Annotated in this window: 20 protein-coding genes; 9 read left to right on the forward strand and 11 right to left on the reverse strand. The window is 59.1% G+C overall.

Annotated features, from left to right (window positions below):
• Positions 1-2 precede the first annotated feature (2 nt).
• Together FBZ99_RS16980 and FBZ99_RS16985 are read right to left on the reverse strand one after the other, a co-directional pair.
• Entirely contained in the window at positions 3-989 is a 987-nt protein-coding gene (locus FBZ99_RS16980; protein WP_113333269.1) for a BMP family protein, read from the reverse strand.
• Between the two features lie 198 nt (positions 990-1,187).
• Complete coding sequence (locus FBZ99_RS16985; protein ID WP_113353674.1) at positions 1,188-1,769, reverse strand: TetR/AcrR family transcriptional regulator; 582 nt, start codon at positions 1,767-1,769, stop codon at positions 1,188-1,190.
• Positions 1,770-1,838: 69 nt separating this feature from the next.
• Between FBZ99_RS16985 and FBZ99_RS16990 the strand changes: the two genes are divergently transcribed.
• The 3 genes from FBZ99_RS16990 to FBZ99_RS17000 all read left to right on the forward strand — a co-directional run bounded on the left by FBZ99_RS16990 (position 1,839) and on the right by FBZ99_RS17000 (position 4,062).
• Positions 1,839-2,270 (forward strand): VOC family protein, encoded by a 432-nt coding sequence (locus FBZ99_RS16990; protein ID WP_113353675.1) that lies wholly within the window; start codon positions 1,839-1,841, stop codon positions 2,268-2,270.
• A 116-nt stretch (positions 2,271-2,386) separates the two neighbouring features.
• Positions 2,387-2,593, forward strand: coding sequence for a KTSC domain-containing protein (locus FBZ99_RS16995; RefSeq protein WP_092706279.1), 207 nt, complete (start codon positions 2,387-2,389; stop codon positions 2,591-2,593).
• 158 nt (positions 2,594-2,751) lie between these two features.
• Positions 2,752-4,062 (forward strand): MFS transporter, encoded by a 1,311-nt coding sequence (locus FBZ99_RS17000; RefSeq protein WP_113353676.1) that lies wholly within the window; start codon positions 2,752-2,754, stop codon positions 4,060-4,062.
• A gap of 85 nt (positions 4,063-4,147) precedes the next feature.
• On the opposite strand, the gene FBZ99_RS17005 is transcribed toward FBZ99_RS17000, so the two are convergent.
• The 5 genes from FBZ99_RS17005 to FBZ99_RS17025 all read right to left on the reverse strand — a co-directional run bounded on the left by FBZ99_RS17005 (position 4,148) and on the right by FBZ99_RS17025 (position 11,344).
• Positions 4,148-5,335 carry a galactarate dehydratase gene (locus FBZ99_RS17005; protein WP_113333273.1) on the reverse strand — a complete coding sequence of 396 codons (1,188 nt, stop codon included), beginning with the start codon at positions 5,333-5,335 and terminating at the stop codon, positions 4,148-4,150.
• 129 nt (positions 5,336-5,464) lie between these two features.
• A complete protein-coding gene (locus FBZ99_RS17010) occupies positions 5,465-7,186 on the reverse strand; it encodes an ABC transporter ATP-binding protein (RefSeq protein WP_113353677.1) in 1,722 nt (573 codons plus the stop codon).
• Positions 7,187-7,193: 7 nt separating this feature from the next.
• Positions 7,194-8,315: an ABC transporter permease gene (locus FBZ99_RS17015; RefSeq protein WP_113353678.1), complete on the reverse strand. Its 1,122-nt coding sequence runs from the start codon at positions 8,313-8,315 to the stop codon at positions 7,194-7,196.
• Positions 8,316-8,324: 9 nt separating this feature from the next.
• Positions 8,325-9,311, reverse strand: coding sequence for an ABC transporter permease (locus tag FBZ99_RS17020; protein ID WP_113353679.1), 987 nt, complete (start codon positions 9,309-9,311; stop codon positions 8,325-8,327).
• Between the two features lie 86 nt (positions 9,312-9,397).
• On the reverse strand, positions 9,398-11,344 hold the full coding sequence (locus FBZ99_RS17025; protein WP_113353680.1) for an ABC transporter substrate-binding protein: 1,947 nt from the start codon (positions 11,342-11,344) through the stop codon (positions 9,398-9,400).
• A 212-nt stretch (positions 11,345-11,556) separates the two neighbouring features.
• On the opposite strand from FBZ99_RS17025, the gene FBZ99_RS17030 reads away from it, so the two are divergent.
• The gene (locus FBZ99_RS17030; protein ID WP_069614737.1) at positions 11,557-12,270 is read left to right on the forward strand and encodes a FadR/GntR family transcriptional regulator; all 714 of its coding nucleotides are present in this window, start codon (positions 11,557-11,559) and stop codon (positions 12,268-12,270) included.
• 87 nt (positions 12,271-12,357) lie between these two features.
• Positions 12,358-13,278 carry a dihydrodipicolinate synthase family protein gene (locus FBZ99_RS17035; RefSeq protein WP_113353681.1) on the forward strand — a complete coding sequence of 307 codons (921 nt, stop codon included), beginning with the start codon at positions 12,358-12,360 and terminating at the stop codon, positions 13,276-13,278.
• 183 nt (positions 13,279-13,461) lie between these two features.
• Here FBZ99_RS17035 and ampC read toward each other — a convergent pair whose 3' ends face one another.
• Together ampC and bla are read right to left on the reverse strand one after the other, a co-directional pair.
• Entirely contained in the window at positions 13,462-14,634 is a 1,173-nt protein-coding gene (gene ampC, locus FBZ99_RS17040) for a class C beta-lactamase (RefSeq protein ID WP_371864857.1), read from the reverse strand.
• Between the two features lie 111 nt (positions 14,635-14,745).
• Positions 14,746-15,639 (reverse strand): class A beta-lactamase, encoded by an 894-nt coding sequence (bla, locus tag FBZ99_RS17045; protein WP_145634096.1) that lies wholly within the window; start codon positions 15,637-15,639, stop codon positions 14,746-14,748.
• 171 nt (positions 15,640-15,810) lie between these two features.
• Here bla and FBZ99_RS17050 point away from each other — a divergent pair, with 171 nt between their 5' ends.
• Complete coding sequence (locus FBZ99_RS17050) at positions 15,811-16,689, forward strand: LysR family transcriptional regulator (protein WP_113390416.1); 879 nt, start codon at positions 15,811-15,813, stop codon at positions 16,687-16,689.
• A 74-nt stretch (positions 16,690-16,763) separates the two neighbouring features.
• Here FBZ99_RS17050 and FBZ99_RS17055 read toward each other — a convergent pair whose 3' ends face one another.
• On the reverse strand, positions 16,764-18,266 hold the full coding sequence (locus tag FBZ99_RS17055; RefSeq protein ID WP_113353685.1) for a globin-coupled sensor protein: 1,503 nt from the start codon (positions 18,264-18,266) through the stop codon (positions 16,764-16,766).
• A 332-nt stretch (positions 18,267-18,598) separates the two neighbouring features.
• On the opposite strand from FBZ99_RS17055, the gene cml reads away from it, so the two are divergent.
• Entirely contained in the window at positions 18,599-19,795 is a 1,197-nt protein-coding gene (gene cml / locus FBZ99_RS17060; RefSeq protein WP_145634098.1) for a CmlA/FloR family chloramphenicol efflux MFS transporter, read from the forward strand.
• Positions 19,796-19,944: 149 nt separating this feature from the next.
• On the opposite strand, the gene FBZ99_RS17065 is transcribed toward cml, so the two are convergent.
• A complete protein-coding gene (locus FBZ99_RS17065) occupies positions 19,945-20,967 on the reverse strand; it encodes an LLM class flavin-dependent oxidoreductase (RefSeq protein WP_113333283.1) in 1,023 nt (340 codons plus the stop codon).
• 359 nt (positions 20,968-21,326) lie between these two features.
• Between FBZ99_RS17065 and FBZ99_RS17070 the strand changes: the two genes are divergently transcribed.
• Together FBZ99_RS17070 and FBZ99_RS17075 are read left to right on the forward strand one after the other, a co-directional pair.
• Complete coding sequence (locus FBZ99_RS17070; protein ID WP_113353687.1) at positions 21,327-21,827, forward strand: invasion associated locus B family protein; 501 nt, start codon at positions 21,327-21,329, stop codon at positions 21,825-21,827.
• A gap of 181 nt (positions 21,828-22,008) precedes the next feature.
• Entirely contained in the window at positions 22,009-22,938 is a 930-nt protein-coding gene (locus tag FBZ99_RS17075; RefSeq protein WP_069614498.1) for an ArsR/SmtB family transcription factor, read from the forward strand.
• The last annotated feature ends 76 nt before the right edge of the window (positions 22,939-23,014 follow it).

Raw genomic sequence — 23,014 nt, forward strand, 5'->3', positions numbered from 1 at the left:
GATTACTTCGGCTGATCCGCTACCTTCGGCACTTCGAAGCTGCCGGCCTTGATGTCGGCGCGGACCTTCTCCATTGCAGCTTCGGCCTCTGCTGGTGCTGTGCCCTTCACATAGACGATATCGCTGCCGCCTTCCTTCATCAGGCCGTAGGCCGTGTAGTTGCGGCCAACCGGCTTGCCGGCGGCAACATCGGCGATTGCGGCATTGAGAATGGGGCGGAAATACCACATGGCATTGGCGAAAACGGTGTCGGGATAGCGCGGCGTGTAATCGATCAGCGATCCCACTGATTTGATATGCCGCTCCTTGGCGGCATCAGCCGTGCCGATGCGCTCACCGAAGAGCACGTCGGCACCGGCGTCGATCTGCGCGAGACCGGCTTCACGCGCCTTCGGCGGGTCGAAGAAGGTGCCGATGAAGGAGACGAGGTGCTTGCAATCGGGGTTGACCGCTTTGACGCCCGCGGCAAAGGCATTGATCAGCATGTTGACTTCGGGAATCGGGATGGCGCCGACGGAGCCGACGACGTTCGACTTGGTCATCTTGCCCGCCAGCATACCGGCGAGATAGGCGCCGTCATAGTTCCAGGTGCCGAAGACGCCGAAATTGCTCCCGGCAGCCTCGCCGCTGGACCCGAGAACGAAAGCCGTATCCGGATAGTCGGCAGCAACCTGGCGCGCTTCCTTCTCTACAGCATAGGCCTCGCCGATGATCAGCTTGTTGCCCTGTTCGGCATATTCGCGCATGGCACGCGGATAGTCCGTGCCCGAAACGCCTTCGGAAAAGACATATTCGATAACGCCTTCCTTGGCGGCATCCTGAAGCGCCTTGTGAAGACAGGAATTCCACGCGTTTTCGACCGGCGAGGCATGAATGCCTGCGACCTTGAGCGGCGCTGCGGCGCGGGCGGCTGGCGCAAGAGCGCTGACGCCGAGCGCGATGCCGGATGCGATGACAGCGCGGCGTGACAGTATGATTTCATTGGTCATTTTTCAGTTCCCCTGGTTTTTGATCGTTTGGTAAAAATCATAGGAGGGGGCTAAAAAAGTGTCAAGCAATTGGCGTGCTTAAATAATATGCGAGAGCGCTCGAAATCTACTCGTCGCTTACAGCATTAGATAGCCCGAGCGGGTATTCAATTGTTTTTCGGGCGACCACCGTTTGTGGTCTGGCGAGCAAGCATGATGTCAAGCTGCAATACGGTCGATCATATGTGCAATGGCTGCGCGATAGCGATCCACATCACCCCCCGCATCGATGGCGAGGGCGGCGCGATCGAAGGCCGCTGAGAGAATGTCGGCGAGGGCCTCAACGGCGATATCCGACCCCTGCCCACGACTGAGCGCTGCTTCCAGACCATGTTTCAGTGTAAGGGTAGTGGTTTCCTCATCCAGTTGCTTCATATCGACAAAACCAAGCACAGTCGGTCCTTCAATCAGCAGAAGTCGCGTGCGGCCGACAACCCGCATTGCATCGAGATAGGCATTGCTGCCGGCGATCAGGGCGGCGCGGGGCGCAAGATGATCAGGGGTTGCCTTCTCTATGGCGCGGGTCACCGCCAGAGCTTCCTCTGTGACAACTGCGCGAAACAGCGCACGCTTGTCCTCGAAATGATGATAGAGCGCGCCGCGCGTGATGCCGGCGGCGGCCACGATCTCCGGCGTCGAGGTCTCGGCATAGCCCTTTTCCACGAATAGGGCGCGGGCAGCCGCGATGAGTGCAGCCTTGGTCTTTTCGGTTCTCTCACGGTTTGAGCGTGGATCTTGCATGCATGCAGCCTGTATGTCATTCGAAATAATACAGACAGATTGTATGTCTTTTGAGGGGGGAAGTGAAGCATGAAGGTAACGAGCTATTATCCGGTGATCATGACTGAGCGCGTCGAGGAGACCGCTGCCTTTTACGTGAAGCATTTCGGCTTCCAGGAGAGTTTCACCAGTGATTGGTACGTCCATCTGCAGTCGGCTGAGGACAGCGCTGTCAATCTCGCTATTCTGAATGGGCAGCATGAGACGATTCCGCTACAGGGGCGCGGTAAGGTCGCAGGCCTATTGCTCAACTTTGAAGTGGATGATGTCGATGCCGTTCATGGGCGCTTGCGGGCGGCCGGCTTGCCGATTCTGCTTGCCATCTGCAATGAGGATTTCGGTCAGCGTCATTTCATCACGTCCGATCCGAACGGCGTCTTGATCGACATCATCAAGCCGATACCGCCAAGTGCGGAGTTCGCATCTCTCTATGCCGAGCACGCACTTCCGCGGGATCGTTAAGGTGCTGGGCGCAATCGATAAAATCGAGCGATACAACTCTATCTTTGATTAACTAGGTCGCTTCACCCAATATTTCGGTTTTCATGCGACAAAGCGGGCCAGAGGTAAGGTGACCCATGCAAGAGCTCCCGGTTTCGTCAAAAATCATCAAATCAGTCTATTTCCGCCCGGATGACGGACGGCTTTACATCCGCTTCAAGAACGGTGAAGAACGTCAATTCACCGGCGTTCCGCAGAAGGCGGCGATCGCCATGGTGAAAGCGCCGTCGCCCGGCCAGCACTATATCGAGCATATCCGCACGCAGTTCGAACGCGTCGCTTGAGGCGAAGGCCGCACGGCTGACGCCCGCTTGGCAGAAGGGATTTGCGGTGCTGCCATTTGAATTCTGTGGGCAGGATGTGCTTTATCAATCAGCGCATTGATAAACGCTTAGTTGCGCTATCTATATCAATCACAAACATCTTTCAGGGAGGAAGAGGCGTGGTTGATGAAAAGCAGCTTATATCCAAGATCACCTGGAGGCTTATGCCCTTTCTGGGCATTCTCTATCTGATCGCCTATATCGATCGCCAGAATGTCAGCTACGCGAAGCTTCAGATGGTCGATGCGCTCGGCATGAGCGAATATGCCTATGGTCTCGGCGCCTCGCTGTTCTTCATCGGCTATTTCATCTTCGAGGTGCCGAGCAACCTGCTTCTCGACAGGTTCGGAGCCAGCAGGTGGTTTGCGCGCATTCTGATCTCTTGGGGTGCGGTCACGGTCGCGCTTGCCTATACGCAGAATGCGACCATGTTCTATATTCTCCGTTTTCTGCTCGGTGCCTGCGAGGCCGGATTTTTTCCAGGCGTACTTTATCTGCTGACCCTTTGGTATCCTTCGGCCTATCGCGGCACGATGGTCGGGCTTTTCATGATCTTCAGCGCTTTCGCCAATGCGATCGGCGCGCCACTTGGTGGCGTGCTTCTGGACCTGAACGGCCTTTATGGTATTGCCGGCTGGCAATGGGTCTTCCTGGTGACCGGTATCCCAGCCATTATTGCCGGCTTCATAACGCTGTTTTACCTGCCGGATCTGCCATCCAAAGCGACGTTCCTCGACGATACGGAAAAGAACTGGCTGAAGGACCGGCTCGAGGTGGAAAATTCCGGGATGGAGCAGAACGCCGCCGACGGCTTCAAGGCGCTCGTCAATCCGCGCGTGCTGCTGATGGCGCTTTGCTATATCGGTTTCCCGCTCGCCGCCTATGGACTTAGCTACTGGCTGCCGACGATCGTCAAGAATTTCGGCGTCAGCAACACGACGAACGGTTTCCTGAACATTATCCCGTGGATTCTCGTCGCCATCGCTCTGTATGCCGTCCCGCGTACAGCGGACAAGGCGGAGTCCAAGACGCCCTATATCGTCATTCCCGCGCTGGTCGGCGCCGTAAGCCTGGTATTATCTGCCGTTATTCCCGACCATACGCTGCAGTTTGTTTTCCTCTCCATTGCGGCGGCCGGCATCTTCGCGGGTCAGCCGGTGTTCTGGAGCTTGCCGTCGCGCTTCCTACAGGGAGCGGGTGCGGCAGCGGGCCTTGCTGCCATCAATTCAGTTGGCAATCTCGGCGGCTTCATCGCTCAGAACGTCGTGCCCTGGATCAAGGATTCCACGGGAAGCACGATCGCGCCGATGTTCTTCTTGGCCGCCTGCCTTCTGATTGCGGTGCTGTTGGTCCTTGTGATCGGACGCATGATACCGCGCACACCCCGGCCGGAAGATCTTGGCAATCCTAACGCAGCCCGCGTGAAATGATTGCGCTCATGCTCGCAAAAGCATCCGCCAAATGAGAGGGGCGGCCTGATGGCCGCCCCAATTTTTTTAGGTGCTGATACCAAGCTCACGCAAAGGCGTAGGAACCATCCGGACGCTTGGGCACGCGCCGCTGCCAATGGATATAACCTTCCTCTTCCATGGCCTTTTCGTCCATCTCGACGCCCCAGCCGGGCCGATCGGGTCTAAGCTCGAGATAACCGTCCTTCGGCAGATAGGGGTCGACGACATAGCGGGTTTCGCCTTGTCGCTGTTCGACTTCGTTGCCGCCATAGACGTAGGCCTGACCCTTCGGCAGCCGGTATTCGAGTATCCGAAAGTTCTGTGCGGCGGCCGAGAAATGCACGTTGACGGCGGTCGCGAGCGGCCCCATCGGGTTGTGCGGAGCAACGCCGACGAAATGCGCCTCGGCGATCGTCGCGATGCGCCGCATCTCGCTGATGCCGCCGACGACGCAGATGTCGGGCTGGATCAGGTCGGCGCCCTTGACCTGCAGCAGGCGCAGGAACTCGTTGCGATTATAGAGGGACTCGCCGGTCGCGAGCACGCAATTGAGGCCCTGTTTCAACTCGCCCCACATCTCGATGTTTTCGGGCCGGAGCGGCTCTTCATAGAAAAGCGGATCATAAGGAGCCAGCGCATTGCCGAGCTGGCGAGCGGCGACCGGCTCGAAAATTTTCGCATGGGCGTCGAAGGCGATCTCATAGTCGTCGCGCACGGTCTCGCGCAGCGAACGGAAATAGTCGGCCGATGCCTTGACGACATTGCCCCAGCGATGAGCGTGCATGTCGATGCGCCATGGGCTGAGCTTGAAGGCGGTAAAGCCCCATTCGGCGTTCAGACGGTCGAGCTCATCGCGCGCAGCCGGCGCATCCGGAGCGGTATAGACGCCGGCATAGACCTTGATGCGATCGCGCACCGCGCCGCCGAGCAGCTTGTAGACCGGAACGTTGAGGGCCTTGGCCGAGAGATCCCAGAGGCAGTGATCGAGCGCGGAAATCGCCGAAAGGCCAAGCGCGCCCGGCGGGAAGCGGCTCTGCTGGATCAGCAGGTTGACGAGATAGTCGATCCGGCTTGGATCCTGGCCGGCGAGGAAACCGTAGAGATAGTCGAGAATCGGCGGCAGTGCCAAATCGGGGCCGTGATTGTAGCACTCGCCCCAGCCCGTCAGTCCATCGTCCGTATCCAGCGCCACGATGACGCGCGGACGATCCTTGTCGCGGGTCACGAATACCCGCATGCGGTCGATCTTCATCTTATCTTCCTTCTATCGATTGACATGAATGCGGCATGGGAGCTGCCGCAGGTGGGGAAATCATTGCGCGCATCGCGGGGAAGCCTGGCTCGTGGAAAATGGGCGTTGCGGCGTTGTCGAGGGAAGGCATCACGTCGCGCTCCCGTTCTTCACGGTTTCGGGCTCGACATAGCGGAACCGCCGCGAGTGATCCCTGTCGCGAGGGTCAGGGCGAGGGATCGCCGAAATCAGCGCCTGCGTGTAGGCATGTTCGGGTGCATTGCAGACCTTGTCGGCATCGCCGACCTCGACGAGGCGCCCTTTGTACATGACGCCGACGCGGTCGCACATGTAGCGGATGACGCCGATATCATGACTGATGAAGATATAAGCGAGGCCAAGTTCGTCCTGCAGCCGCATAAGGAGATCGAGCACCTGCGAGCGGACGGAAACATCGAGAGCCGAGGTCGCCTCGTCGGCGACGATCACGCGAGGATTGAGGGTAATGGCTCGGGCAATGCCGATGCGCTGGCGCTGGCCGCCTGAGAAGGCATGCGGATAGCGCTCGCGCGCCCTCGGATCGAGACCGACCTGCTCCATCAGATGGCAGACGCGCTCGTCGAGCGCCCGGCCCCTGGCAATGCCGTTGACAAGCAATGGCTCGCCGATGATCTGTGAAACCGTCATGCGCGGATTGAGCGAGCCGAATGGGTCCTGGAACACCATGCGCAGCTCGCGACGCGCTGCCGCAAGGGTCGTGCCCTTGGCGCTTGCGAGATCGGTGACGTCGCCATCAGTGTGGCGATAGAGAATTTCGCCTGCACTCGGGTCGATAAGGCGCATGATCGAGCGGCCCATCGTCGTCTTGCCCGATCCGCTCTCGCCGACGATCCCAAGAGTTTCGCGCGGCAGAAGCGAGATCGAGACGTCGTTGAGAGCACGAACCTCGCCGAAGGCCATCGACACGTTGCGCAGTTCAAGGATCGGGGCGGCGCCTCTGTCGAGCGGCGGTCGCGCCAGCCGGATTTCGGCCTTCCTCTCGAGCTTCAGCACCGAGCCGATCAGCATGCGGGTATAATCGTCCTTCGGCGCATGGAAGATCTGCTCGACTGGACCGTATTCCCTGACGACGCCATTGTGCATGACGAGCACGTCATCGGCGATCTGAGCGACCACGCCCATGTCGTGGGTGATGAACAGTACCGCCATGCCATTGGCCTTCTGCAGCCGGGCAATGAGGTCGAGGATTTCGGCCTGCGTCGTGACATCAAGTGCCGTCGTCGGCTCGTCGGCGATCAGAAGCTGCGGCTTGCAGGCAAGCGCCATGGCGATCATGGCACGCTGACGCATGCCGCCCGAATATTGAAAAGCGTAGCGGTCGATCGCCTTTTCGGGCGAGGGGATTTCCACCTGTTTCAAAAGCGAGATCGCTTCGGCTCGCGCCTCGGCCTTGCTCATCCTCGTATGAAGGCGCAGCGCCTCCATGATCTGGTCGCCGACCGTGTGGACCGGCGAGAGCGATGCCATCGGCTCCTGAAAGATCATGGCAATGTCGCGCCCGCGGATCGATCTGATCTGCCGCCCGCGCGGATTGAACCTGACGAGATCGACCGAACTGCCGCCAGCACCGTTGAGAATGATCGAGCCGCCGGTGATGCGGCCGGGGGCATCGACGATCTGCAGGATCGAGCGTGCGGTAACAGATTTGCCCGATCCGCTCTCGCCGACGACGCAGAGCGTCTTTCCGGGCTCGATCGCAAAGGAGAGATTGTCGACCGCGCGGAAAATACCCTTTCTCAAGGGAAAGTCGACGGTGAGATTCTTGACCTGCAGCAAAGGGCGGGCGGTGTTCATGGAAACGATATCGGTCATGCCCGCCTCATTTATTGTAGGGATCGGCCGCATCGCGCAGGCCATCGCCGAGAAGGTTCAGGGCCATGACGGCGATAACGACGGCGACACCCGGCAGAAAGAGCCATGGTGCGGTTGCGATCGAGCGGATGTTCTGCGCCTCGCGCAACAGCACGCCCCAGGAAATGGTCGGCGGCTGCAGGCCGAGCCCCAGAAAGGAGAGGGACGTCTCGGCTAGGATCATCGCCGGCACGGCAAGGGTGATGGAAGCGATGATGTGGCTGGCGAAGCTCGGCAGCATATGGCGGAAGATGATGCGCCCTTCGCTGGCGCCGTCGAGTCTGGCTGCGGCGACAAACTCTTCCGTTCGCAGCGACAGAAAGCGGCCGCGCACGACGCGGGCAAGCTGCGCCCAGCCGGTCAAGGACAGGATGATCGTGATCATCATATATTGCAGTGCCGCCGGCCAGCCCTGCGGCAGGGCCGCCGCCATGGCAAGCCAGATCGGAATGGTCGGCAGCGACAGCACGAAATCGATCAGGCGCTGGATGAAGAAGTCGAGCTTTCCGCCGTAATAGCCTGAAATTCCCCCCAGAACGATGCCGAGCAGGAGCGAGAAGAACACACCGACGAGGCCGATCGATAGCGAAATCTGCGCACCTTGGACGGTGCGGCTGAAGACGTCACGGCCGAGCCGATCTGCGCCGAACAGCAAAAGCGGTGTCGTCTTGTCCGAGGAGGCCAGCAGGTGAATGTTGCTCGTGAAAAGGCCGAGTACGGAATATTCGTAGCCGCGACCGAACAGGCTGATTGAGACGCGCTTGGTCGTGTCTTCCTTGAAGATCGGCGCAAGCGTTTCCGGATCGCGTGTGAGCTTTAGCGAATAGTAGTGCAGCCCGAAGGAAAAGCCGTTGTCCGTATCGAAGAAGTGGACCTTCTGCGGCGGGTGAAAGGTTGCGCGTGCATTCTGCTGATTGGGGTCATTGATGGCAAAGAAGCCGGGCGCGACCGCGACGATATACATCAATATGGTGACGACGAGGGCGACCATGGCAAGCTTGTGGCGGCGGAAAGCCCACCAGATCAGCTGCCATTGCGAGGCGACGGCGTTTCGGTCGGGGCGCAGGTTCGTGACGGCGATATCGGCCATGGGCTGCTCCTATTCCAACCGGATACGGGGATCGACAAGGGCAAGCAGAATGTCACTGATGAGTGACCCGATCAGCGTCAGCGCGCAGATCAGCAGCACGAAGGCACCGGCCAGATACATGTCTTGCGCCATCAGCGCCTGCAGCAGCAATGGCGCCGCCGTTGGCAGGTTGAGAACGATCGCGACGACGACTGAGCCCGAAATGAGATTGGGCAGCAGCCATGCGATGGTGGAGATGAACGGATTGAGCGCTATGCGCAGCGGATATTTGATCAGTAGCCGGAATTCGGAGAGGCCTTTCGCGCGCGCCGTCGTCACATAGGGTTTCGGCAGCTCATCGAGCATATTGGCGCGCATGACGCGGATGAGGCTTGCGGTAGAAGAAACGGCAAGAATGACGACCGGCAGCCACAAATGCGAGAGCAGATCCACCATCTTGGCGATGCTCCAGGGTGCCGTCTCGAATTCGGTGGAGAACAGACCGCCGACATCCTGGCCGAACTCGACGGCTGCGACATACATCAGCACCAGCGCCAGCAGGAAGGAGGGGATGGCAAGCCCGAGAAAGGTGAAGGCGGTAAAGAAATAATCGCCGATCGAATATTTCTTGACGGCGGAATAGACGCCGATCGGCAGCGCGATCGCCCAGGTCGCGATCAGCGCTGCAAGCGCCAGAATGAGCGTCAGCGCCATGCGCTCCCAGATGAGGCCCGAGACCGGTTGCTGCCATTCGAACGAAATACCGAAATCGCCGCGCGAAAGAATGCCCCACATCCATTTCAGATATTGGATGAGCATCGGCTGATCGAGGCCGAAGCGTTCGCGCAATTGCGCAGCTGTGTTCTGATCGACCACTTCATTCGAAGAGGCGAGCGTGGCGATGTAGGTCGTCACATAGTCGCCGGGAGGCAGCTGGATCAGCACGAAGGCCAGGAAGCTGATGGCGAAAAGGGATGGGATCATCCACAAGAGGCGTTTACCGATGAAGACCAGCATGGCTGTTTCTCGCAGTGAGTGCTGCCACGGGCAGCTCCGCATCAAGGAAAGCGCCGCCCGTGCAAGGCGGCGCTTGATCGGCGCAATCAACTGGTGAAGAAGAATTGCTGCGGCATGGCCGGTCCCGGATTGGGCCAGGACCAGCTGTCCGGCTGCTTTTCCGGAACATTGTGCAGGTTATTGCGGATGATGCCGAAGCCGCCGACGGCAAGGCAAAGCCCAACAGTTTCAAATTCTTCGGCGGCGATGTCGAAGATCTGCTTCATGACGGCGCCGCGCTTGTCGAGATCGGCCGTCGAGCGCGCCTCGTCAAAAAGCTTCATGCGCTTTTTCTGGCTCTCCGGCGGCTCCTCGCCCTGTTTGCCATTCGAGGTGTACCAGACCGACCATGGAATGGCGTAGCGCGAACCCTGTGGGTGGAAAGCGAAGAAATCGCGCGGATCGAGCATCGGATCGAGGCCGCCAGGCCCCGGCCAGACCTGAGCATCATGGGCATTGTCGTCGCCACGGGTGTAGTAGAGCGCACGCTCGATCGTATTGACCTTCATGTCGACGCCGATCTGGGCCCAATGCGCCTTCACCAGTTCGAGGGCATCGACCAGATCGGGATAGAGGGTCGGTATGACGTCGACGGCGAAGAAGACTTTCTGGCCGTCCGGCCTCAGGCGGAAGCCGTTTGCATCCTTCTTGCCGTAGCCGGCCTGATCGAGCATGGATCCGGCCTTGTCCGGATCGTAGTTGGTGAATTGGCGGGCATATTTTTCATTGTACCAGGGATGCTCCGGTCGCGGCCCGGCCTGGTATCCCTCGCTCTGGCCGAAATAGACGATGTCGATGATTTCCTGTCGATTGATCCCGAGCGAGAGCGCCTGCCGGACCGACTTGTCGGCAAACATCTTGCGCATGGCCGGATCTTTATGGGTGATGTTGAAATAGATCTGGCATTGCTGCGAGGTGGAAGGGACAAGGGTTAAAAGGCGATAATCGCCTTTCTTCATGTTCTGCGAGAGCGTCGGCTTGTTGGCGAGCACGCTGATATGGCGCTCCTGAATATCGATCTTGCCGGAAATGACGTTCAGCATCAGCGATTCCACATCCTGCGAGATGCCGAAATTGATCTCGTCGACATACGGAAGCTGGTTCCCTGAGGTATCGACCTGCCAGAAGTATGGGTTGCGGGTCATGACGACACGGGTTGCTCCGCCGGTATAGGGTTCCTTGACGACCCAGGGATCGAGCGTCGGCTTGTCCGGATTGCCCCAGCGTGAGGGTATTTCGATGTCGCCGCAGCGTGCGCGGAAGAGTTCGGGCCAACTGCTGACGCCGGCCTTCTTCGCATCCTCCGCGACGTTCGGATTGTATTTGGGCAAGAACTGGCTGCAATAGTGCTTCGGAAACAGCGTTGGATGCTGGCCGAGCGGGGTTGCGAGATTTTCCAGATAAAGCGCGTTCGGAGCAGCAAAGGTGAATTTCACCGTATAGTCGTCAATCTTCGTGACATCGACTGCCTTGCCGGCAACGGAGAGCTGAGCCGGCGTTGCGCTATAGAGATCGGTATTCTTGACGCAGTCCTCGATGGCGAAAACGACGTCATCCGCCGTGAATGGCTGACCGTCGGACCAGCGTGCACCTTGAATGAGATAGAAGGTGAACTGCGAGGCGTCGGCATTGACGTCCCAGCGCTCGGCGAGGTTCGGCAGAACCTGTGTGAATTCGAGATTCCAGCGCACCAGACTCTGGTTGCCCACCATGCGCAGGATACCGTTGTGGTCGGACGAGCCTCGCAGGCCGCGCCGTAAGGTGCCGCCATAGGTGCCGACTTTTTCATAAGGGGTGACGACCATCGGCTTTTTCGGCAGCCGGTCGGCCAGTGGCGGCAGCTTGCCATCCTTGACGAGCGCAGCCAGGGCGGGTGCCTCACCGCCTGCATCGGCAGCGTTGACACGACCGGCCAGAGACAGGGTTGCCATGCCAGCCATACCGCCGAGGACGGCACGCCTGCTCACGCCGCGGGACAATATTTCATCGCGCATCGAATCCCTCCCGTTTTGATTTCGGCCGGGTTTTGCCTCGACCGATGCGACAGGCTCCCGTCCCGTCGCCATGCACCCCTCTGGCGCAGCGTCGAGACCATATTACGTTCTCAGATAATTACAAGAGTTGACAGATTTTTACAGATTTAGTAGCCCTGTCGCGCAGGAAATGCGCTATGGCTGTCGCCGGCCAGCATTCACGAAGGACGATGATGAAACTCTCTGTCGCCAACGATTCCGGTGCGGGCGCGACGCGCTTCGGCGACATCATCTATGAGAGGATCGTCGCCATGATTGCGGATGGAACCTTTCCGGTGAATGAGCGGCTGCCAGCGGAAGCGAAGCTTGCGGACATGTTCGGCGCGTCACGACCCGTTGTGCGCGATGCCCTGGAGCGGCTGCGTGCCGACAGCCTGATCGTGTCGCGCAAGGGGTCGGGTTCCTATGTGAGGCAAAGGCCGGATTCCTCGGTCCTGAAAATGGTGCCCGTAGGGTCGCTTGCCGATGTCCAGCGCTTTTTCGAATTTCGCGCCGGGCTCGAGGCCGAGGCCGCCGAGCTTGCGGCGCGCAACTGGCAGGCTGACGACAAGGAACGGATCACCGCAGCGCTTCAAAAGATAGAACAATGTCTTCGCGAGGGCCGGCTTGGCGCGGAAGAGGATCAGGAGCTGCACGACGCCATTGCGATCGCGACTGGCAATCAGTTCCATATTACCGTCCGTGAATTGTTCCGGCCGCATTTCGCTATCGGTCATTCCGTGACCCGCAGCCTCAGCCTCAAGCGGACGCCCGAGCAGATCCGCAGTGTTCAGGATGAGCACGCCGTCATCGTGCAGGCGATTTTCGCGCGGCAGGAGACTGAGGCTCACGATGCCATGAAGCGACATATCTTGAATGCACGCGCCCGCATGTTTCAGGGCGTATAGGGAATTGGATGGGCGAAGGCGAGGTGATGACTTCTTTACGCCTCCTCGTTTGCGTCTCGATGGATGATAAAGGGTAAGGGTAGGAAGATGAGCATTGAAACCATGCGGCAGGTGCTGACCGGCGTCTCCGGTGTTCCGGTCACGGCCTATGATGGGAGTGGCGAAGTGGAACCGCGCGTGACCGCTCAGGTCTATCAGCGGGTAGCGGCTGCCGGGATTCATAACATCGTCGCAGCGGGCAATACGGGCGAATTCTATGCACTTACTCCGGGAGAGATCCGCCAAGTCTACAAAGCTGCGATCAAGGGTGTCGACGGCAAGGCGCCGGTGACGGCGGCGATCGGCCGTTCATTACGCGAGGCGATCCAGATGGCGAAGAATGCTGCCTCGATCGGCGCCTCCGCCGTCATGTCGCATCAACCGGTGGATCCGTTCGCCGCACCCGGTTCGCAGATCGACTATTTTCGCGATCTGGCGGAGGCTTCGCCGCTCCCGCTCGTTGCCTATGTCCGTGCCGAAGGCTTCAGCGTTGACGACATGGTCCGTCTGGCCGGTCACGGCAATATTGCCGGCATCAAGTTCGCGACAACGGATTTGATGCTGCTTTCACGGGCGATTGCAGCTTCCGATCCGAACGGCGCGCTGTTTGTCTGCGGTCTCGCTGAGAGCTGGGCCCCGACATTCGCCGCCGCCGGCGCAAGGGGCTTCACGTCGGGCCTCGTCAATGTTGCTCCGAAACTGTCGCTTGCTGTGCACGCGGCTTTGGAGAAAAGTGATTTTGCCGCTGCCCGCGCCATCGTCAACAAGCTCGAGCCCTTCGAACGCATGCGCACCAAGTTCCGCAACGGAACAAACGTCACCGTCGTCAAGGAGGCCGTCACCTTTTCCGGCCTGAAGGTCGGCCCTGTTCGCGTTCCCGGTGTGCCGCAGCTCGATGTGAAGGATCGCGAGGAGCTTTTTGCCTTGTTGCGCAATTGGCAGAAAGCAGGCGAACTTGCCACCGCCTGACCCGGCGGTATCCGGCGATCGCGGCCTCTTCATGAACTGAACTTAGCGTTCTATGGGGTATCGTCATAATATATATGTCAGCGGCTTAGCGAATGGTGCTGTGTGAAATGATACTGGCCGACCCGTCAGCTTTTGCCGGGGTCGGCCGTTCGTTGGAGCGGACCAAGCCTTAGAGCCCGGTCTCTACTTTACCTCCTCCGATCCCGCCAGATTTTCGACGGCAGTCAGGATCTTGTAGGCCGACGAAACGCGTGCAGGGATCGGAAAATTCCTGTTTGCCAGCAGAACGATGCCGATCTGCCGACCCGGTATGAAGGCTGCGTAAGCGCCAAAGCCATTCGTTGAGCCTGTCTTATTGAGAAGGACATCCTTGCGTGGCTGTTGAGGCGGGTCGAGCCGGGTGATCTTGTGGGGCTCAAGCGCCATGTCGGACGAATTGCCGGCAAGCAGCCGGGCAAGCGTCGTCGGATAGGCATAGATTTCCCAGCCGAGCGCCTGCGTCGTGTTGTCGACGCGGTAATAACCGACATGCGTTGCATCGATTGCCTGCCGAAGTGTGGCGTCGAGCTTTGCTTCACCCATATTGGCCTCGAGAAAAGCAAGCATGTCGGAGCCTGTAGTCTTGATGCCATAGGCCTGCGTGTCGAAGACGCCGCCACTGACGCGGATCGGCTTGCCCTGCTTCGAATAGCCATAGGCATAGTTGCTCATCTCAGCCGGTGGAACGCGGATATAGGTGTGGCTGAGGTTGAGACCGGAAAGAATTTTGTCCTGCATCAGCCTGTCGAACGGCTCGCCCATTGCCTGCGCTGCCAGATAACCGAACAGGCCGATGCTGGGATTGGAATATTGCCGATACGTGCCGGGCGCGAAGGAAGGATGCCAGTTGCGATAATAGGCAACCATCTTGTCCTGATCCGTTACCCCGTTGGGAAACTGCAGAGGCAGACCGCCGGCCGAATATGTGGCGAGATCGAGGAGGCTGATCTTGTCGAAACTGGTACCCGCAAGTTCCGGCATATATTTCGTCGCCTTGTCGGAGAAGGAGAGCTTTCCGCTGATCTGGGCGTAGGAGCCAAGGGCTGCCGTAAAGGTCTTGCTGATGGAGCCGAGCTCGAAGATCGTGTCGTTCGTCACCTTCTGGCCGCTCTCCTTCGAGGCGACGCCGTAGTTGAAGATGTAGCGCTTGCCCCTGACAGTAATCGCGATCGCCATGCCCGGTACGTCGTTATCCTTCATGAGCGGACGAATGATTTCGTTGACTGCTCGCTCCAGCTGCTCTGGGTCATTGACTTCGGCGGCGTGGGCACCGACCCCATAGAAAAGGCAGCCTGCGACGATACCGAGCTTCTGCAAAGAATTGGCACGTATATTCAAGATGATATCCTCAGTGTGATGATCGACCGTGAAAGATCGCAAGGTCGAAAAGGAAGCGATGATTGGCGGCTGTTATCCGGCGCGATGAACTCAGATCGCTGCGGCGATGCGGCCGATTTCAGCAATGATGGCGTTGCGTTCGTCAGCTGCGATGGCGGGGATCTCGCAATAGGCCGTTACGATGATGGGGGCGTGCTTCGATGGCCATAGCACCGCGATGTCGTTGGCATTGCCGTATTTGTCACCGTTTGTTCCGGTCTTGTCGCCCACCAGCCAATCCTTCGGAAGGCCGGCGCGCAGTCGGGTGTCTCCCGTCTTGTTGGTGATCAGCCAGGCGGCCAGTTGCGATCGCGAGGCGGCTGTCAGTATATCGGTGAACAGAAGCCGACGCAGGTTTTCCAGCATCGCCGAAGCTGTCGTCGTGTCACGCTCATCGGTCGGAGTGTCATGATAATTCAGCGTTGGCTCGGTGCGGTCCAGACGGGTGATCTCGTCGCCCATGCTGCGGCAGAAAGTCGTAATTGCCTCCGGCCCGCCGAAACTCGCGAGCAGCAGGTTGGCCGCGGTATTGTCGCTGAGCGTGACGGCGGCCGCACAAAGTTCGCCAACCGTCATGCCATTGTCTCCGGCATTGGGTTCGGTCGCCGGAGAATAGTCGACGAGATCGCTCTTCTTGTAATGAATGCGCCGGTCGAGCTTTTCATCGCCCTTGTCGACCCGGGCAAGCACCAGAGCTGCGGCCAGTGCCTTGAAGGTGCTGCACATCAGGATGCGCTCGCCGGCGCGATGCTCGATGCGCTTGCCCCTTGCCAAGTCGAGAATGCTGACGCAGATGCGGCCCGGATGCTTGCTTTCGAGTGCGGCAAGCTGCGCCTCGCCCGTATTATCGTCTGCAGTACGTCCAACCGCGCTTAGCCCCGCCAGAACAGGCAGCGCAAGCAAGCTGCCGGCAAGGCTTTGCCGGCGCGACAATAAGATCGTCATCACGTTTCCACTTCGATTGATGTTTGAGCAAAGAGGTGCGTCTCGGATCTCGTGGACGTCATTGGGACCCTGCAAATCACCTTGCGAGGCAGACTATGGCTCTGCTTTCTGCCCTAGACAAACGATCAATTCTGAGCTTAGACATGAGAAAAACTTGGCCTTAGGACACAAATGGACATCTCCCAGCTGCCATTGAACGCGCTGCGCGTGTTCGAAGCCTCGGCGCGGCACTGCAGCTTCACGCGGGCGGGCCTTGAACTCCGGGTCACGCAGACGGCGATCAGCCATCAGGTCAAGGCATTGGAGGACGTGCTGGGCGTGACCCTCTTCAAGCGCCTGCCGCGCGGCCTAGCCCTGACCGATGAGGGGCACGCACTGCTGCCAGTGCTGACGGACGCCTTCCGACGGATGAGCGCCACGCTCAGTCAACTGGAAGAGGGGAATTTTGCCGAAATCCTCACCGTCGGCGTCGTCGGGACTTTCGCGATCGGCTGGCTTTTGCCGCGCCTCGCGAGCTTCAAGGCGCAGCACCCGCATGTCGATCTGCGCCTGAAGACCAACAACAATCGCGCCGATATGGTGCTCGACGGACTGGATTTCTTCCTGCGCTTCGGTGACGGCGCCTGGCATGGAACGGAAGCGATCCATCTGATGGATGCGCCGCTCTCCCCGGTTTGCACGCCCGATATCGGCGCGCGATTGCGCAAGCCTGCCGATCTCGCCGATGTCGAGCTGTTACGATCCTATCGGGTGGACGAATGGTCGCTCTGGTTCAGGGTGGCGGGTCTGCCACCGCCGCATCTTCGCGGTTGGATGTTCGATTCGTCGCTGACGCTCGTGGAGGCGGCTGCGCGAGGCGTCGGCGTCGCGCTCGTGCCCGTCGCGATGTTTTCGCATGACATCGAGGCCGGCAGGATCATGCAGCCGTTCCAGATCACGGCGATGACCGGCAGCTACTGGCTAACGCGCTTGAAATCCCGAGCGGAAACGGCTTCGATGAAGGTGTTTCGCCAATGGCTATTGGCGGAAATCGAGGAGATGCCGGGCTAAATGTGCGGCAAAACGGCCCCGAACTATTGTCCGAAGCCATCTCATTGAAAGTGCTAACGATGTTGTCGGCCGCGTCAGCTCGCGATTTTCAGCCTGACGGCTCCGGTCCGCGTTCCCGAACGCACCGTTTTGAACCGTCCAACCAGACCGGCGAGTTCGTTGCTGATATCGGCGAGGTGCCGCGTCGAGGCATTCGTCTCTTCCATGAGCGCGACATTCTGCTGGGTCATCTGGTCCATGTTGCGGACAGCGGAGTTGATCTCGCTGATGCCGACGGCCTGTTCCTGCGTCGAGCGGGCAATGGCGCCGACATTCCGGTCGATGGACGCGACCTGATTGCCGATCAAGGCCAGCGCCTCGCCAGTCCGGTTGACCAGTTCTACGCCGCGCCGCACGTCATTTGACGACCTGTCGATCAGATCCTTGATTTCCTTTGCCGCCGTTGCCGAGCGTTGCGCCAGTTCGCGGACTTCCTGGGCAACGACGGCGAAGCCCTTGCCCTGTTCGCCCGCTCTGGCGGCTTCGACGCCGGCATTCAACGCCAGAAGGTTCGTCTGGAAGGCAATGTCGTCGATGACGGAGATGATGTCGGTCATCTTGCGCGACGAGGTTTCGATATCGCCCATGGCGGACACGGCCTGCTGCACGACCTCGCGCGAGCGTTCCGCCTCCGAGGCGGATTCCTTGACGATTGCCTGCACCTCGCGCGTCCGCTCGGCGGTCTGTTCCGAAATGGTGGTGATCTGGTCGATAGCAGCGGCACTTTCTTCAAGCGCTGAGGCCTGCTGTTCCGTGCGCCTTGCCATGTTGTCAGCAGCAGACGAGATCGAACCGGCTTCATCGCGAACACGGGTTACCGAAGCTTCGATGCGCTGCATTGCAGTGCCCAGGGATGCAAGCGACTCGTTGTAGTTCCTCTTCAGGACCTCGAATTCAGCCGAAAGGGCTTCTGTGATATCAGCCGTTAGGTCGCCGTTCGCAAGGCCGTTCAGCGCTATGCCGAGTGCATCAAGCGCGCGTTCCTGCTCGCGCTGTGCAGCAGCCCGCTCGGACTCCGCGCGGTCGCGCTCATCGGCGAGCACCTGCAGGTAAACCGAGATGCCGTAATCCATATCGAGCAGAGCGGCCTTGACGATCGCCGAGAGCCGCCGTGACAAGGCTTGTTCATGCTTGCGCTGCATGAAGCCATTGAGCTGTTGCGCAACGATCGATCGCACCATCCCTTCGAGGATCAAGGCGTAGCCGCCAATATACCAGCGCGGCTCGAGACCGAGGCGGGCATGCGTCCTGCCGACCGCCGAGACCGCTTCGACATAATCGGGTCCGTATTTGCCTGACGCGATCGTCTTCCAATGGTCCTGCTGCTTGGATTTGGCGTGGTGCACATGCTGCTGCGACGAAAAGAATTTCGACATTGCCGGATGTTTGGTGATCTTCTCGTAAAAGCTGTCGAGAGCGTCTTTGACGGCCGATTCGATAGTCGGCTGCAACTCCGAAAGAGCCTGCCTGGCATCCTGTCCCAGTCCAACAAAGTCGAGCCGATCGTTCAACTCGTCCATTTTCGATGCGCGCACCATAATCTGCTCCAAGAAAGAAATTACAAGCAGTTAGGGCATAGTCATGGTTAAAAATTCATTAGATTTTCACCTCATTTTCGGTGCGCGGCTAGCCGCATTGCATGTGGTGGTTGCGACCATGCCCGTCCCAACATCATTGCCCGGTCCGATGTCATCTGCTATACGCTGTGGTCATCACGTATCTCGCCACGAGGCCATCGGCATGGGGAACTCCAAGTCAGCAGATAGATAAGCCGCAACAGCTTTTTGTTGTTGCGGCGTGCTGTCGAACTCATTCCCATTGATGCCAGTGGCAGGCGCCGCCCGATCTCTCTTTCGAGCGGAATTTTCTCATGTCTGACATACGCCCGTCCTGGGCTTATTCGCTGCCGGCGGCACTGCTGCTGATGGCGCCTTTTGATATCCTCGCTTCACTGGCCATGGATATCTACCTTCCTGTCGTGCCGTCGATGCCCGGTATTCTCAACACGACGCCTGCGGTGATCCAGCTGACGTTGAGCCTCTATATGATCATGCTGGGTCTCGGACAGGTCGTGTTCGGCCCTCTTTCGGATCGCATCGGCCGCCGCCCGGTCCTGCTTTCCGGTGCCGTTCTATTTGCCGTCGCCTCTCTCGGAGCAGCCCTTTCATGGGGTGCGCCTATCTTCGTGCTATGCCGCCTGCTGCAGGCCATAGGCGCGTCGGCAGCCTTGGTCGCGACCTTCGCGACCGTGCGGGATGTCTACGGCAATCGTCCTGAACAGGCCATTATCTATGCCACATTCGGCTCGATTCTGTCCTTCGTGCCGGCCTTTGGACCGATAGCCGGTGCGATGATCGCCGACCGGTTCGGATGGCGTGCCATCTTCATGGTGCTCGCGATGCTGACGCTTCTTGCAAGTATCCATGCTGTTGTGAAATGGCATGAAACGTGCCCCGAGGGCGCCCCCGGTCCACGCCGTTCCATATGGCCGATCTTTAAAAGCCGATCGTTCTGGACCTATACACTGGCCTTCAGCGCGGGCATGGGCACATTCTTCGTGTTCTTCTCGACCGCTCCGCGCGTGCTGATCGGCCGGGCCGGTTATTCCGAGCTCGGTTTCAGCATCGCATTTGCGACGGTCGCCGTCGTGATGATTATCACGGCGCGCTTTGCCCGATTGTTTGTGGAAAGATGGGGCGTTGCGGGCTGTGCTGCACGGGGTATGGGACTGCTTCTGATCGGTGCGGCAGCTCTTGGTCTCGGTCAGCTCTATGGGATGCCGTCCTTTGCAAGCTTCGTGCTTCCGATGCGGATCATGGCGGTCGGCATCGTCTTTGCGGGATCGGTGACGGCAAATGGGGCGCTGGCGGAGTTCGGCGATATCGCCGGATCGGCCGTGGCATTCTATTTCTGCATTCAGAGTCTGATCGTAAGTCTCATCGGGACTCTGGCCGTCACAGCGCTGGATGGCGATAGTGCATGGCCTCTGGTCGGCTTTGCCACGCTGATGGCGTTGCTGGTGCTGGCAGCGCTTCATCTGTTGCGGCGTCACAATGCCCTGGCTTGATCTGCGGAGCCCTGCGCCGCTCATGATGTAAAATCTGAAACGACCGCCCGCGAAAGCTGGCTTTCGCGGGCGGTCAATTTCGTTTCTTCCATTTTCTGCCTCACGCAACCCCGCCGTCGGCAGACGTACCTTCGCCATTCGCAGCCGTCCTAGCGCCAACCTAATGCCGGCGCGACATGGGTCAGGATGGACTCGATGACATGGGCGTTATAGTCGACCCCGAGCTGGTTCGGCACGGTCAAGAGCAGCGTGTCTGCCGCGGCGATGGCTTCGTCCTTTGCCAACTGTTCGATCAGCACATCCGGCTCTGCGGCATAGCTGCGGCCGAAGATGGCGCGCGTCTTTTCATCGATGAAGCCGATCTTGTCTGCATCCTGGCCGCTCTGGCCGAAATAGGCTCGGTCGAGATCGTTGACCAGCGCGAAGATGCTGCGGCTGACCGAAACCCGCGGCTCGCGCTTGTGCCCGGCTTCTTTCCAGGCCTCGCGATAGAGCCTGATCTGATCGGCCTGCTGGACGTGGAAGGGCAGGCCGCTTTCATCGTCTTTGAGCGTCGAGCTCTGCAGGTTCATGCCAAGCTTTGCGGCCCATACGGCCGTGGCATTAGAGCCGGCACCCCACCAGATCCGCTCGCGCAAACCCTCGGAGTAGGGTTCGAGGCGCAGCAGGCCAGGCGGGTTGGGGAACATTGGCCGAGGATTGGGCTGTGCGAAGCCCTCGCCGCGCAGCAGATCGAGCAGCACTTCCGTATGCCTGCGGCCCATGTCGGCGTCGCTCTCGCCCTCCATCGGCGCATAACCGAAGTGGCGCCATCCATCGATCACCTGTTCGGGCGAGCCGCGGCTGATGCCGAGCTGCAGCCGACCGCCGGCGATAAGATCGGCAGCGCCCGCATCCTCGGCCATGTAGAACGGGTTTTCATAGCGCATGTCGATGACGGCGGTGCCGGTTTCGATGCGGCTGGTCTTGGCGCCGACAGCCGCCAGCAGCGGGAAGGGCGATGCGAGCTGGCGAGCGAAATGATGCACGCGAAAATAAGCGCCGTCCGCTCCCAGCTGTTCCGCCGCGACGGCGAGATCAATCGACTGTAGCAGCGTGTCGGCTGCCGAGCGCGTCTGCGATTGCGGCGACGGCGTCCAGTGGCCGAATGAAAGGAAACCGATCTTCTTCATGGTACAATCCTATTATATCCGGTTAGCACGGCCTGCTTTTGCATCACGCATGTCCATGCAGAAACCGGCGCGTCAAAGGCGCCGCTTGCTTGCGTCTTCATGGCATGGCTTGCAAAAGCCGAAGGTTCAGGCGGCTATATGTGCATGGATGCAGCGGATGGAACAGCGCAAACTGTGAACTGATCGTCAATGCCGACGAGGTTGCGTTCTTCCCACATATGGTTTCTTACGCGCTTCCTAACATGAACAAATTTTAACGAAGACGTTAACAATCGGATAACGCACCGCACCGAAACTGCCGCGCGTGTGAGTGCATCTCTCGCTTTCAATGTCCTTGAAACAAGAAATGGCAGGAAACTATGTTTGCAAGAAATTTCGCCCCGGCTCTGGTCCTCGTCGCATTCAGCGCCGGTATCGCGCATGCGGAAGTGCCCGTCCGTATCGATCAATTCGATCATTGGGGCGCGTATTCTTATAAGTCCGGCGACAGCGTCAGTTGCTATGTTTTATCGAGACCGGTTGCGCAGCAGCCCGCCAGCGTCGACCACGGCGACAATTTCTTCATCGTCTCGCGCCTGTCTCCCGGTGACAAACTGGTTCCGGAGGCGGCAATGGGCTATGACCTGAAAGACGGGGCGCAGATGACGGCGACGGTTGGCGATAAGACATTCCCGATGTTTACGAAAGACCGGCACGGCTGGGTAAGGAACGAGGCGCAGGAGCCGACCATGGTCAACGCCATGAAAGGCGGCGCGCAGCTGCAGCTGCAGGCAACCTCGAAACGAGGCACTGAGACGAGCTATTCCTACTCTCTTTCCGGCATTACAGCCGCGTTGAAGCGAATAGAGACTTGCCGGTGAGGCCGGCGGCGTCCGAGGATCTACCGGCGATTTCGTTGCAGCGGGTTGTGTAGCGGACAAGCGGATTGGCGTCTTCTCATTCCGCGGAGAAGGCGCCAGTCAGGGCTTTCGAACTGATATCTCTTGTGAAATCAAAAATCCTGATATAAATGAGATCTATTGATGGGGAATTCAGGATTCAATGAAGCGCGGCTTTCTGACAATTTATGCGGGTGAGAACGCTGCAGTCTTCAGGGCGCTTTCGGCGCCAGCGCGCGTCGACATGCTGAAGCTGCTTTGCGCCCGAGGCTCACTGAATGTCAACGAGATCGCCCGGGAACTGGATCTGCCGCAATCGACTGTCGCGACGGGCATCATGATCCTGGAGGAGGCCGGTCTTGTCGAAACCAAGGCTGCGAAAGCGCGAAAAGGCTACCAAAAGATCTGCACCGCGCTTTACGACGAAATCCTGTTGAGCTTCGAGGACCAGGCCTTCAAGCATGATGAGGACGTGATCGAAGTTGCCATGCCAATCGGTCTCTACACGAGCTGCGAGACGCATGCGCCTTGTGGCCTGTGCTCCACCGAGGGCGTCATCGGCCTACTCGATGTTCCCGATTATTTCCTCGACCCACAACGCATGCAGGCCGGTCTTCTCTGGTTCGGCCGCGGCCATGTCGAATATAAATTCCCCAACAATGCCAAGATCTTGAATCGAAACGTCAACGCCATCGAATTCTCGATGGAGCTCTCATCCGAAGTGCCCGGCACCAATCCGGATTGGCCGTCCGACATCACTGTCTGGATCAACGGCGTTGCCGTTGGCACATGGACCTCTCCCGGCGATTACGGCGACAAGCGCGGGGCCTTCACGCCAAGCTGGTGGAAGCTGGAAGGTTCTCAATACGGCAAGCTCAAGACCTGGCGAATCTCCAAGAAGGGCACGTTCATCGACGGGGTCGCCTCTTCCGATGTAACGATCGATGACCTTGCCATCAGTCAGCATTCCTCGATCCGTCTGCGGATCGGTATCGCCGACGATGCGCGCAACACCGGTGGCATCAATATCTTCGGCCGCGGCTTCGGCAATTATGGCCGCGATATCCTCATGCGCATCGATTTGGCGCAATAGTATCGTAATTTATGATACATAGCATATTGTCGGAGTTGAATTCCGATAAGTCATATTTTTCATAAATCACTGATTT

It is taken from the genome of Rhizobium sp. ERR 1071, assembly GCF_007828675.1.
GTDB lineage: Bacteria > Pseudomonadota > Alphaproteobacteria > Rhizobiales > Rhizobiaceae > Rhizobium > Rhizobium dioscoreae.